This window comes from Seonamhaeicola sp. MEBiC01930 (genome assembly GCF_045277075.1).
Lineage (GTDB): Bacteria > Bacteroidota > Bacteroidia > Flavobacteriales > Flavobacteriaceae > Seonamhaeicola.
Genome location: NZ_CP104270.1, coordinates 1,369,241 through 1,382,266, shown reverse-complemented (window position 1 = coordinate 1,382,266; position 13,026 = coordinate 1,369,241). Strand labels below are relative to the sequence as shown.

Here is a 13,026-nt window from a genome sequence, read left to right as displayed (position 1 = left end):
GTTTTAAATTGATTGAAGTAAAACTACATTAGAAAGTTACTATGGCGCAATACCGGAATTCAGGTAGATTTTAATTTATTGGAAGAGAAATAAGGATGGAAGTGCCTTGATTAATTTTTGAGTCTATTGATATATAACCTCCTATTTGTTTAATTCTTGAATGCATGTTTTTTAATCCTAGACCATTTTTTTCAGTATTAGAATCATAACCCAAGCCGTCATCTTCAATATTTATAGTAATTGAATTGTCATGACCCATTAATTGTACATCAATGAAGTTAGCATCTGCATGTTTCAAAATATTATTAAATGCTTCTTGAACTATTCTATATAATTGCACAGAGGAGGTCTCATCAATATTTTCTGGGAATTGGTAACTGTTAAAGTCAACTTTAATTGTGGTTTGATTTGAAAGGTTTCTAGAAAGCTCTTCTATAGCACTTTCTAAACCTACTATTTTTAAATCTGAAGGTGAGATTTCATGAGATAAATTCCTAACGTCATCACAAATAGTATCTATGGTTTTATTGACTTTTTCATCTTTAAACTTATCTGAAACAAAGCGCTTTAAATAACTTAATTGGCTACCAATGTTATCGTGTAATTCCTTGCTTATGCGTTTACGCTCTTGATCCTCACCTTTAATAAAAGCGGTCAGGTTTTTTTTCTCTTGATATACAAGTTTATCTGAAAGAACATCCCTTTCATCATAAACCTCTTTTACCATAAAAACCACTGTAAAAGTTAAGAATATAATTTCTAAAAAGGAAGTATAGAAAAGAAGCGGTAAGCCATAAAAATAGGTGTTTATTAAGCCATAGCTGTGATATAGAATAGTTGCTAATACCCCCAAAATCATGAATAAATATGCTAATGCAAAAAATGAGGTTCGTTTGTTGTTTTCTCGGTAATATATAGTGATTTGAATAATAATTACAATTAACATTATTAAAAAAGCACCATACCAAAGATTCATGAAAAACGGTACATACCTTTCAAAAACATTAGTAAATAAAAAGTGTAATAATGTTCTTATTAAAACAATAGAAACTAGTAAGATGTCCATAACCCGTTTTAATTTTGGCATATAGGTTTTAGTTTCAAGTATTTTCTGAGAGAATAAAACAAAGAGAATTAATGATATTTCACTGTATAATACATAATTAGTAAACTTGTTGAATATGGCATGCTGTGGTAGCAAAATTTGGGAAAATAAACCCGTATAAGAACTTATAAAGAGGCCAAGAAATATAATATATGCCGCGTATATGAGGTAACTGCTTTTTTTCAAAAAGAAAAATATAAAAAAACAAAAAGCCACAGATAGGAAACTAACACCGAAATATGTGCCAATTGCAATTTGTTGAATAAGATTGTGGTGGTTAAAAGTGTTCTCGCTTTTTATGAAAACAGAAGTTACCAAAGGTTTTCCCATTTCCTTTTTTAATTTAACACTAAAAGATGCAAGCTCATTAGGTTTTAAATCTATAGGAAATGAAAAGAGCCTTTGCGAAATAGCTTTTGTTGATACTGGATAATCAATACCAGTTGTAAATAATTCTGTAGATACTTTATTGTTAATTTTACTAAAAACAATTTCCTTAATAAGGGCATTAGAAAACTCCAAAATCACTTTTTTTGATTGTGAAAGGTTATTTTTTATGGTAAAATCAATTGAATTATATTCATTATTAAAACTGAAATAGTAATAACTTTTATTATCTACAAATTGTTTTGTCTTACCCTTATTTACTTTAGAAAAAGGTTTAAGATTAGTAGCCGTAAAGCTGGAGTCTATAAATAGGGTGTCAACTTGTGCATTTAATTTTAGAGTGCATCCTATACCCAAAATTAGCAAAAGAAATATACCTTTATGAAAGTAACTCTTTTTCATTTACAAGTTTTACTAGGTCTATACTATTATGAATATTGAGTTTTTTGAATATGTTTTTTTTATGTGTTTCAACGGTGTGTGCACTAATAAAAAGGGTTTCAGCTATTTGAGGTACATTTTTTCCGGAAACTAGTTCTTGAATTATTTCTTTCTCTCTTCTAGTAATTTTTATTTTTTCAAGAAAGCCATCAGTTTCTATCAGCCCATTTTTAACACCCTTTCCTAAGTAAAAGTTAGAGTTTTCAAAAACTGAATCCAGAGCACTAAATAAATCTTGTGAGGAACAGTTTTTTAATATAAAACCATTGGCATGATGTTTTTTAGCCTTTTTTACAATATTCTGTTTATTGTACATGGTTAAGACTATAACCTTAATTTTAGGGTATAGTTCTTTAGATTCTTTTAGAATTTCAATGCCATTTTTATTAGGTAAGTTTAAATCTAAAAGAACAGCATCTGGACGATTTTTTGCTATGGCATTTAATACATTTTCGCCGTTTGTAATATATCCTATTACTTGGTAATCTGTTTTTGTTTTGAATATAGACAGCAACCCATCAATAACTATTTGATGGTCTTCACAGATAAGAATTTTTTTTGACTGTTCTTCCATGTAAGCAATCTACATGAAGAAAGATACTGAAAAATCTTAATCATTCAACTTTAAAACGGCCATAAAAGCTTGCTGAGGTATTTCTACATTACCAACCTGACGCATACGTTTTTTACCTTTTTTCTGCTTTTCTAAAAGCTTTCGTTTACGTGAAATATCTCCACCATAACATTTGGCGGTAACATCTTTTCTTAAGGCTTTTATGGTTTCTCTAGATACAATTTTAGCACCAATTGCAGCTTGAATAGGAATATCGAATTGCTGACGCGGAATTAATTCTCTAAGCTTTTCACACATTTTTCTTCCTATTGTTTGCGCATTATCAGCATGAATTAAGGCTGAAAGCGCATCAACAGACTGCGAGTTTAAAAGAATATCTAACCTTACCAACTTAGAAGGCTTCATGCCTATAGGGTGATAATCAAAAGAGGCATACCCCTTTGAAACCGTTTTTAATCTATCATAAAAATCAAATACTATTTCAGCTAAAGGCATCTCAAAGGTTAATTCAACACGCTCTGTTGTTAAATAGGTTTGATTAGTTATAATTCCTCTTTTTTCTATACAAAGACTCATTACGTTACCAACAAAATCAGATTTTGTAATGATAGTGGCTTTAATATAAGGCTCTTCAACACGATTTAAAGTTGAGGGTTCAGGTAAATCAGAAGGGTTGTTTACAATAATGGCTTCATCTGGTTCTTTATTGGTATAGGCATGGTATGATACGTTAGGAACTGTTGTTATTACAGTCATATCAAATTCACGCTCTAAACGCTCTTGAATAATTTCCATGTGAAGCATGCCTAAGAAACCACAACGAAATCCAAAACCTAAGGCGGCTGAACTTTCAGGTTGAAATACTAAAGACGCGTCATTAAGTTGCAGCTTTTCCATGGAGGCTCTCAACTCTTCGTAATCCTCAGTGTCTACTGGGTAAATACCAGCAAAAACCATTGGTTTTACATCTTCAAAACCTTCAACAATATTAGTTGTTGGTTTTGAAAAATCTGTAATTGTATCACCAACCTTAACTTCTTTAGCAGTTTTAATCCCGGTAATTAAATAACCAACATCTCCCGTTTTAACACTTTGTTTTGCTACTTGGTTTAGTTTTAAAGTTCCAACCTCATCAGCATAATAATCTTTATCTGTTGCAACAAATTTTATGTGTTGTCCTTTTTTAATTTCACCGTTAAAAACTCTAAAATAAGTTTCAATACCTCGGAATGTGTTATAAACCGAATCAAAAATTAAAGCTTGTAATGGCGCATCAGGGTCTCCCTCTGGCGCAGGAACACGTTCTATGATTGCTTCCAAAATATTATCAACACCAAAACCCGTTTTTCCACTGGCATGAATGACTTCTTCTGGGTCGCAACCTAAAAGGTCAACAATATCATCAGTTACTTCTTCAGGGTTGGCACTTGGTAAATCTACTTTGTTAAGTACTGGTATAATTTCCAAATCATTTTCCAGTGCTAAATACAAATTAGAGATGGTTTGTGCTTGAATACTTTGAGCAGCATCAACAATTAGTAAGGCCCCTTCACAAGCAGCAATAGATCGAGATACTTCATAACTAAAATCTACGTGACCTGGGGTGTCAATAAGATTTAAAACAAAGGATTCTCCTTTGTATTCATAATCCATTTGAATAGCGTGACTTTTAATGGTTATACCGCGTTCACGTTCCAAGTCCATATTATCTAAGAGCTGGTCTTGTTTTTCTCGAGCTGTTACAGAACCCGTATAATCTAATAAACGGTCTGCAAGGGTACTTTTACCATGATCTATATGCGCAATAATGCAAAAATTCCTGATGTTCTTCATAAAACTATCTGTAGCAAGATATAATTTGCAAATATAGATGATTTATATGACGCTGAAAGGTTGAAAATGTAAATTATAATATCTATAACTATATGATAGATTTAGAATAACCTTATTGAAAATTAAACTTTTCCATTTTTTTTATGTCATAAAGGTTATTATTGTAAAACAAAATAATCTATCAAATCACATATGTTAAATACTTCAAATAGAATTACTAGACAGGTTTTAAAAAGCTGTTTAGTGTTTTTTGCCTTTATAGCTTTATCAAGTGCTCAAAATAATCAGACAAAAATAAATGCAGAAAAAACATATGTTCATACAGATAGAACAACTTATGTTATAGGAGAATCCTTATGGTACAAAACTTATACGGTATCTGCTCATAATAATTTATTGTTTGACAATAGTAAAATTCTGTATGTAGAATTAGTTTCATCAGATTCTAAAATAATAGCTAGGAATAACACCAAATTAGTTGCTGGTTTGGGTAATGGCGATTTTAAACTAAGCAAAGAAAATGGTATAAAACCGGGTAAATATCAAATAAGAGCTTATACAAATTGGAGTCGTAATTTTGGAAAAGATTTTGTGTTTAATAAAGAAATTGAAGTATTAAATGTTTTTAATAAGAATCCTTATGAATTTAATGAACCTATTGGAGGAGATGGAAATTCAACTATTAAAAATGAAGAAGCAAAATTTAAAATTCAGTTTTTCCCAGAAGGTGGTTCTCTTATACAAGGTGTTACTAGTTTAGTTGCATTTAAAGCCGTTGATGAAAATGGAAACCCAATAGATGTTCAAGGGCAGATTTTAGATAGTAACGGTGAAATAATAACATTTTTTGCAAGCACTCATGATGGTATGGGGAAATTCCCTTTAAAACCAATGGGTAATAAAACATATTTTGCAAAGGTAACAGCCTCCAATCAAGGTGAATCAAAAGTGCAACTTCCTAATGTTAGTGAAGAAGGTTTTAGTTTAGGGTATAAGAATGTAAAAGGCACAAAAGTGGTTACGCTACAAACCAATTCAAAAACGCTGTTAAAATATTCAAATGCTCCTTTAACTATTAAATATAGTTTAAGAGGAGTAACCTATTTCAGTGAAACTCTTGAAATGCCAAATACCAAATTATATATTGAATTACCAGAGGAAAATTTACCTGATGGAATTATTAGTATAACATTATTTGATAATCAATCAATACCGCAAAGCGAAAGACTGGTTTATGTAGAAAAAGATAAGAATGTGATAGTTGAGGTAAATACAGACAAGGCCATTTATAAACCTAAGGAAAAGGTAGCTATAGAAGTATCCTCAAAAAATAACCTTGGTGAAGCTATTGCTGCCAGTTTTTCTATAGCTGGAATAGATTTAAACGGAGGTAAAAATGTAAATGATTATGGAACAAATATTAGTTCATATTTTTTAATGGAATCTGATATTAGGGGAAAAGTACATAATCCAGGTTACTATTTTAATAGAAGTAACGCTGCCAGATTCCAAAATTTAGATTTACTGTTATTAACCCAAGGTTGGCGAGATTTCTTGTGGAAAAAACAATATAAAGTAGATAATACAAAATATGAAGTTGAAAAAGGCATTGATATAACAGGAAATGTAAAAAAGCTTTTAGCTAAAAAACCTATAGAGGGTAATACAGTATCCTTATCGCTTATAGGTAGTAGAAGTTTAAAATCATTTGATACTATAACAAATGCTATGGGGGAATTTAAATTTGAAAATTTAGATATTAAGGGTCTAACTAGAATACATTTAAAAACTAAAAATAAAAAAGGAAAAGAAACGGGAATGCTAGTCCTAGATTCTGTTTTTAGAACACCTCTTTCAACCAATTTTAAAGGAGGAAGTGTTAATTCTAGTTTACTTTCAGAAAAGAAAATAGCAGCTCAAAATATATATAAAAAACATGTGGAGTTTAATGTGAGCCCTGAAAATGTTTTAGAAGAGGTTGAAATTGTAGCCAAGAAAAAAACTGTAAAAAGCTACTATGGTAAATTAGATTATTCAATAGATTTAGATGAAGAAACTTCTAATCATGCTAATGTTTATCAGTTAATTGAAGCTACAATTCCTAATGTGGTTATTGAAGATGAAGGAATTAGATTTATAAGAAATTCTGGATATGCTTTATTGGTAATTAATGGAAAAAGAACAGATTACATTAGTGATTTAGATTTCCTTCAGCCGGAAGATATTCTCAAGCTTGAAGGCTCAAACGGGCCAAGGGCAACCATGATTTTTGGTAATGAAGCCTCTAATGGTGTTGTTATTATTTACACTAAGAAGAACCTTACTGGGCAAACTAAAGAAGATTTTCACACTATAGAAACACAAATAGATGGCTATCATCAAGCGCGTATTTTTTATACCCCTGATTTAAATGAAGAAACCTTGGATAAACATGGTGAAGACGCTATACGTAATACTATATTTTGGAATCCATACGTACACCCTGATAAAACAGGAATATTTCAAGGAACCTATTATAACACCAAGGTAGAGACTGATGTGAAGCTAACTTTAGAAGGGATCACCGCTACAGGTATTCCTATTGTAGTTTATAAATATTATTCTATTGAGGAATAGTTTTTTAAAGGCTTCTTAAGAGTAATTTAGACATATCTATTCAATTCTGTGTATTTTCATTTTAAAACTATAATTTTGCACAGAAATTAAGGTACTGTGGTAAAAATTGATAATATAGAACTCTCTGACTTTCCGTTACTTCTTGCTCCTATGGAGGATGTAAGCGACCCACCTTTTCGTGCATTGTGTAAAGAACAAGGTGCCGATGTAGTTTATACCGAGTTTGTATCTAGCGAAGGTTTAATAAGAAACGCTGCTAAAAGTGTAATGAAGTTGGATATTTATGAAAAGGAACGTCCGGTGGGTATTCAAATTTTTGGAGCTAATTTAGACAGTATGCTTCAAACCATTGATATTGTTGAAAAGTCTAATCCTGATATTATTGATATTAACTTCGGTTGCCCTGTGAAAAAAGTGGTGAGCAAGGGGGCTGGTGCAGGCATTTTAAAGGACATAGATTTAATGGTAAAGCTCACTGAAGAAATGGTGAAACGTTCAAGTTTGCCAATTACTGTAAAAACCAGATTGGGTTGGGACCATGAGTCTATAAAAATTGTTGAGGTTGCAGAAAGATTGCAAGACGTAGGATGTAAAGCTATTTCTATTCATGGAAGAACAAGGGCCCAAATGTATAAGGGTAGTGCCGATTGGAAACCTATAGCAGAGGTGAAAAACAACCCAAGAATGCATATTCCTGTATTTGGTAATGGAGATGTTGATTCTCCTGAAAAGGCTGTAGAAATGCGTGATAATTATGGTTTAGATGGCGCCATGATAGGAAGAGCAAGTATTGGTAACCCCTGGTTTTTTAAACAGGTGAAGCACTTTTTTGAAACAGGAGAACATTTAGCTCCTATTTCTTTATTAGAACGTGTTGAGGCTGCTCGTAGGCATTTACAAATGTCTATAGATTGGAAAGGACCTATACTAGGTGTTTTTGAAACACGCCGTCATTATACAAATTATTTTAAGGGAATCCCGCACTTCAAAGAATACCGAACTAAGATGGTAACCAGCGATAAAGCTGAAGACGTATTTAAAACTTTTGATGAGGTATTAGATAAGTTTGCAGGATATGAGTTTACGGCCTAAATTTTCATGTTTATTTTATGAAAAACGAAATTAGAATAATTTATTGTACGCAATGCAGATGGTTATTAAGAGCTTCTTGGATGTCTCAAGAATTATTAACTACATTTAGTGAAAATATTGATGCTTTAACTCTGGTGCCTGGAACAGGTGGTGTATTTGAGATTTACACCAATGATTTATTGGTGTGGTCTCTTAAAGAAATGAACGGTTTTCCAGAGATAAAGGAGCTAAAGTTAAAAGTTAGAGATATTATTGCACCTAATAAAAACTTGGGGCATACAGAACGTAAAAAATAATCTATTTATAAAGCCAAAACAGTTACACTTCGTTCTTGTCCTAATACTTCTACAACATTTTCTCTATTAAATATTCTTAATTAAAGATTTGGTGATTCTTGCCGAAGCTATTTTAGATGCTAAAATGCCTAAAACCGAAATGGTTATAAACACCAAAAAGAGGTTTACTATTTTAATCTTAGTAGGATATGCTAATGTAGGGGTAATGTAGATTTTCAAGAAATCTGGACCATAATGTTGATTTAGGATTAGCAATAAACCTAATAAAATACCAATAAAACCACCTACAATACTCATTAAGCTGCCTTGAAGGAAGAAAATTTTCCGGATATCTTTTAAATGAATACCTAAATTGAATAAGGTATTAAGGCTTTGTTTTTTGTCTAACATCATCATAATCAAAGAACCAATTATGTTAAAAAAGGCAATGATTAAAACTAATGTAAAAATTAGATAAACAGCTAAATATTCTGTGTTTAACATTTTGTAAAGTGCATCATTTAATTGTGTTCTGTCCTTAACTTTTACTTTATCTCCTAGTATAGATTGTATTTCTTTTTTAACTAATTCTTTATCGGTGGTTTCATTTAATTTAAATGCAATTGATGAAATTTGATTTGGCCTGTAGTTTAATAAGTTTTTTGCTAAATCTATTGATGTAAAAACATAGTTGTCATTTAAGTTTTCATTAATATAGAACACCCCTACATTAACAGCCTTAGTAGAATTAAAAGCATTGTTAGTTGAGGTTATTTGTTTTTTACCAGGCTTAGGCACATAAACATTTATGGCTCTTGTAAAATCTAAAACACCAATAGACAAATTATTAGCTATACCCCAGCCAGTTACAATTTGATTAGACTTTTGGTCTATCCAACTTCCGTGTTCAATTTTAGATTCAATATCTACAACATTTTCAAATTGATCATCAACCCCTTTAATTATGGCAAGACATTTTTTTTCTTCTGAAGTAATTAAAACACGTTCTTCAATAATTTTTGAGAAATGAATAATATCATCTATTTCCCTAAGTCTGGAAATTTCATCATTTAATAATGTAAAAGATTTTCCAAGGGAGGCTTCTGCCTTTAAATCAGGATCAACAATATTAGAAAATTCTAATGTAAAATCTTTTAAACCAGCAAAACCCGACAATACTATAAATAAGGAGGCCGAACCTAAAATAACACCCAAAAGGGCAATATATGTTATAAAGTTAATAGCATTGTTTGAGCTCTTGGAGCGTAGGTAACGTTTGGCTATAAATAGTGAAACATTCATCTTTTAAATGTAAAAAGAAAAATATGCTTGATATTAAAAATCACCAATAAATTTCCTTTAGTCAAGTAAATCGGGGTTGTCAATAGGATTGTCTAAGCCTTTTAAAGAACGCTCAATACCATCAATGTATTCTAGAGAATCATCAATAAAAAACTCCAAAGTGGGCATTCTTCTAAGTTGATTTTTAGTGCGTTGTGCCAATTCATGCCTTATGGCAGGTGTGTTTGCTTTTATGCCTTCAACCAGTTCTGGAGCTTTTTGGTTTGGAAAAATGCTTAAATATACTTTGGCTACAGATAAATCTACGGTTACCTTAACTTTAGTAACCGAAATGAGAACACCTTGTAGTCCACCTTGTGTTGCTGCTCGCTGCAATACATCAACCAAATCTCTTTGTAATACTGAAGCTATTTTTTTCTGTCTTTGACTCTCTTCCATAGTGCAAAAGTAACGGTTATTTTATAGACTAACATGTTTTTTGATTTACAAATTTTGTATCTTTCTTTAAAAGAAGGATAATGAATAAAATTGAGCATATAGGTATTGCCGTTAAAAGTCTAGAATCATCTAATGAATTGTTTTCCAAACTATTTGGGCAACCACATTATAAAGTTGAAACAGTTGAAAGCGAGGGTGTAAAAACATCTTTTTTTAATGTTGGAACAAATAAAATAGAATTACTAGAAGCCACTAATGAAGATGGCCCAATCGCAAAATTTATTAAGAAAAAAGGTGAAGGTATTCATCATATAGCTTTTGATGTTGATGATATTGAATCGGAAATTATACGTTTAAAAAAGGAAGGGTTTGTAGTACTTAATGAAACACCAAAAAAAGGAGCCGATAACAAATTAGTGGCTTTTTTGCACCCTAAAAGCGCCAATGGTGTTTTAATTGAATTATGTCAAGAAAGAAAGCTCTAGTTTAAATGACGATGGTTGTTTTCATGGAAACCATTATTAGAGCGTTCTTTTGAGTAAAATATCTTGTATGATTTTAAAATATGTAGTAATATTGCACACTCTTATTAAAAGAGAATTGCATAATGATGCAATAGGTCCTATAACTCAGTTGGTTAGAGTATCTGACTCATAATCAGAAAGTCCCTGGTTCGAGCCCAGGTGGGACCACCAAAAAGCCTAAACTACAAATGTAGTTTAGGCTTTTTTATTAAAATTATTTTGGCTTTGATTCAATATTTAAAGTTAATGTGTTTTCCTCTTAAATTATATTTATATTTGTGTTAAAAGAGATGCGAAAACTCTTTTTTGGGATAGCTATAATTTTTTAATAAAACCCCCGTTTATTTAGGTGAGATTAAATTAGTTAAAACTGCACTTAATCGGAAATTCATTGCGTTTTATAGGTGTTTTTTGAGGGAAAAAACTCAAGATTGTTTTACTGAATCACTTTTTTTTATACATTTGTGACTAAATGAGAATACAAAATAGAAGAATAATTGCCTCAATCTTATTTGTATTAATAAGTTTTGTATGTACAGCTCAGGACCCTCCTCCTCCAGGTCCACCACCTCCAGGGTTTCCTATTGATGGAGGTGTTACTTTAGGCGTAATATTTGCTTTGATTTTCGGTGTTAGAAAAATTTTATCTCTAAACTCGGATAAATAATAGTTAATTAGCTTATTGATTATTTAATAGACATCAATTTAGTTACATACTTTCCTAAAACATCAAACTCTAAGTTTATTATAGTTCCTTTTTTAAAAGTATTAAAATTTGTGTGCTCAAAGGTATAGGGAATTATAGCAACACTGAAGCTATCTTTTTTAGAATCAACTACTGTCAAACTTGTTCCGTTAATTGTTATAGAACCTTTTTCTATAGTTAAATTGTTTAGTTTAGAATCATAACTAAAACTAAAAACCCAACTTCCATTTTCTTCTTTAATATTGGTGCATATTCCAGTTTGATCTACGTGTCCTTGCACAATATGACCATCTAAACGGTCTCCAAGTTTCATAGCGCGCTCTAAATTCACCTTATCATTTAGGTCTAAAGTTCCTAAATTAGTTTTATTTAAGGTTTCTTTAATAGCAGTAACCGTATATTCAGTGTCCTTTATATCAACTACCGTTAAACAAACACCATTATGGGCAACGCTTTGATCTATTTTTAATTCAGGAGTAATGCTACTTTTAACTGTAATATGAAGGTTAGAATTTTCTTCTTTTAAATTTGTGATAATACCAATATCCTCAATTATTCCGGTAAACATATTATTATCTGTTTATTTGGTTAAATTTGCACCATCAAAAGTACAAACAAAAGTTGTTATTTTTAATGAAGAAAGCAGAAAATATAATAGTAGGAATATCAGTTGGAGATTTAAATGGAATAGGTGGTGAAATAATACTTGAAACCTTTCAAGATACTCGAATCTTAGAGTTTTGTACTCCTGTTATTTTTGCCTCTTCTAAGGCTATGAACTTTGTTAAAAATCATTTTAAATCAGCGGTGGTTTTTCATAATATCAATGATATTCAAAAATTAGCATTAGGTAAGGTTAATGTAATGAATTGTTGGGAAGAAGCCATTAAAATTGAATTTGGTCAAGAATCCCCTAAGATAGGTGAATACGCTATTAAATCACTAAAGGCGGCTACAACCGCTTTAAAGGAGGGAATGATTGATGTTTTAGTTACAGCTCCTATTAATAAGTCGAATATCCAATCTAAGGAATTTAGCTTCCCTGGTCATACCGATTTTTTGGCGCAAGAACTAGAAGGTGAGAGTTTAATGTTTATGATAAATAATGGCTTAAGAGTTGGTTTATTAACTGATCATGTGCCTGTTAAGGATATTGTAGACCATATTTCTGAAAATTTAATAGTTGAAAAAATTGATACAATTTATCAGTCGCTCCAAAAGGATTTTCGAATTGGGAAACCTAAAATTGCAGTTTTGGGAATAAATCCGCATACTGGAGACAATGGTGTTATAGGGAAAGAAGATGATGATATTTTACGTCCAACTTTAAAAAAAATAAAAGAGAGCGGTAAGTTAGTCTTTGGTCCTTATGCTGCTGATAGCTTTTTTGGGTCTAATAATTATAAAAATTTTGATGCAATTATAGCCACCTATCATGATCAAGGCTTAATACCTTTTAAAACATTGTCTTTTGGCCAAGGCGTTAATTATACAGCTGGGTTAAATAAAATTAGAACATCACCTGACCATGGGACTGCCTTTGAAATTGCTGGTAAAGGTGTGGCTGATGCTAGTTCTTTTAAGGAGGCTGTTTTTGCGGCTATACAAATATATAAAAACAGGCTTGATTATGAAGAGCTTACGTCAAACCCATTAAAAAAGTCGCGTAAATAATTATAAACAAAAAAATGTTTATAAGTAATGTTGCGTAATATAAAAATTCATATATTTGC

At 31.2% G+C, this 13,026-nt stretch carries 12 protein-coding genes and 1 tRNA gene; 7 read left to right on the top strand and 6 right to left on the bottom strand.

The features are described 5' to 3' along the window. Positions 1–70: 70 nt before the first annotated feature. Genes N1F78_RS05970 through lepA form a run of 3 tightly spaced genes read right to left on the bottom strand, consistent with a single transcriptional unit; the run spans position 71 to position 4,340 of the window. A complete protein-coding gene (locus N1F78_RS05970; RefSeq protein ID WP_406685271.1) occupies positions 71–1,894 on the bottom strand; it encodes a 7TM diverse intracellular signaling domain-containing protein in 1,824 nt (607 codons plus the stop codon). Further along, positions 1,872–2,507: a response regulator gene (locus N1F78_RS05965; RefSeq protein WP_406685270.1), complete on the bottom strand. Its 636-nt coding sequence runs from the start codon at positions 2,505–2,507 to the stop codon at positions 1,872–1,874. The genes N1F78_RS05970 and N1F78_RS05965 overlap by 23 nt, the downstream gene beginning before the upstream one ends. A gap of 36 nt (positions 2,508–2,543) precedes the next feature. Then, on the bottom strand, positions 2,544–4,340 hold the full coding sequence (gene lepA / locus N1F78_RS05960; RefSeq protein WP_406685269.1) for a translation elongation factor 4: 1,797 nt from the start codon (positions 4,338–4,340) through the stop codon (positions 2,544–2,546). A gap of 192 nt (positions 4,341–4,532) precedes the next feature. Here lepA and N1F78_RS05955 point away from each other — a divergent pair, with 192 nt between their 5' ends. The 3 genes from N1F78_RS05955 (at position 4,533) to N1F78_RS05945 (ending at position 8,344) form a co-directional block, all read left to right on the top strand. Further along, positions 4,533–6,956 (top strand): hypothetical protein, encoded by a 2,424-nt coding sequence (locus N1F78_RS05955; RefSeq protein ID WP_406685268.1) that lies wholly within the window; start codon positions 4,533–4,535, stop codon positions 6,954–6,956. Between the two features lie 96 nt (positions 6,957–7,052). Next, entirely contained in the window at positions 7,053–8,048 is a 996-nt protein-coding gene (dusB, locus tag N1F78_RS05950; protein ID WP_406685267.1) for a tRNA dihydrouridine synthase DusB, read from the top strand. A 17-nt stretch (positions 8,049–8,065) separates the two neighbouring features. Beyond that, on the top strand, positions 8,066–8,344 hold the full coding sequence (locus N1F78_RS05945; RefSeq protein ID WP_406685266.1) for a SelT/SelW/SelH family protein: 279 nt from the start codon (positions 8,066–8,068) through the stop codon (positions 8,342–8,344). Between the two features lie 66 nt (positions 8,345–8,410). On the opposite strand, the gene N1F78_RS05940 is transcribed toward N1F78_RS05945, so the two are convergent. Both N1F78_RS05940 and rbfA read right to left on the bottom strand, forming a co-directional pair. Then, on the bottom strand, positions 8,411–9,625 hold the full coding sequence (locus tag N1F78_RS05940) for an ABC transporter permease (RefSeq protein ID WP_406685265.1): 1,215 nt from the start codon (positions 9,623–9,625) through the stop codon (positions 8,411–8,413). Between the two features lie 57 nt (positions 9,626–9,682). After that, positions 9,683–10,063, bottom strand: a complete 381-nt coding sequence (gene rbfA, locus N1F78_RS05935; RefSeq protein WP_406685264.1) for a 30S ribosome-binding factor RbfA — start codon at positions 10,061–10,063, stop codon at positions 9,683–9,685. An 80-nt stretch (positions 10,064–10,143) separates the two neighbouring features. Here rbfA and mce point away from each other — a divergent pair, with 80 nt between their 5' ends. The 3 genes from mce to N1F78_RS05920 all read left to right on the top strand — a co-directional run bounded on the left by mce (position 10,144) and on the right by N1F78_RS05920 (position 11,254). Beyond that, entirely contained in the window at positions 10,144–10,548 is a 405-nt protein-coding gene (gene mce, locus N1F78_RS05930; RefSeq protein WP_406685263.1) for a methylmalonyl-CoA epimerase, read from the top strand. Between the two features lie 133 nt (positions 10,549–10,681). After that, a tRNA-Ile gene (locus N1F78_RS05925) sits at positions 10,682–10,758 on the top strand. A 301-nt stretch (positions 10,759–11,059) separates the two neighbouring features. Continuing rightward, positions 11,060–11,254, top strand: a complete 195-nt coding sequence (locus N1F78_RS05920; RefSeq protein WP_406685262.1) for a PID-CTERM protein-sorting domain-containing protein — start codon at positions 11,060–11,062, stop codon at positions 11,252–11,254. Positions 11,255–11,273: 19 nt separating this feature from the next. Here the strand turns inward: N1F78_RS05920 and N1F78_RS05915 are convergent, their stop codons facing one another. Beyond that, positions 11,274–11,861: a riboflavin synthase gene (locus N1F78_RS05915; protein WP_406685261.1), complete on the bottom strand. Its 588-nt coding sequence runs from the start codon at positions 11,859–11,861 to the stop codon at positions 11,274–11,276. Between the two features lie 65 nt (positions 11,862–11,926). On the opposite strand from N1F78_RS05915, the gene pdxA reads away from it, so the two are divergent. After that, complete coding sequence (gene pdxA, locus N1F78_RS05910; RefSeq protein ID WP_406685260.1) at positions 11,927–12,967, top strand: 4-hydroxythreonine-4-phosphate dehydrogenase PdxA; 1,041 nt, start codon at positions 11,927–11,929, stop codon at positions 12,965–12,967. The last annotated feature ends 59 nt before the right edge of the window (positions 12,968–13,026 follow it).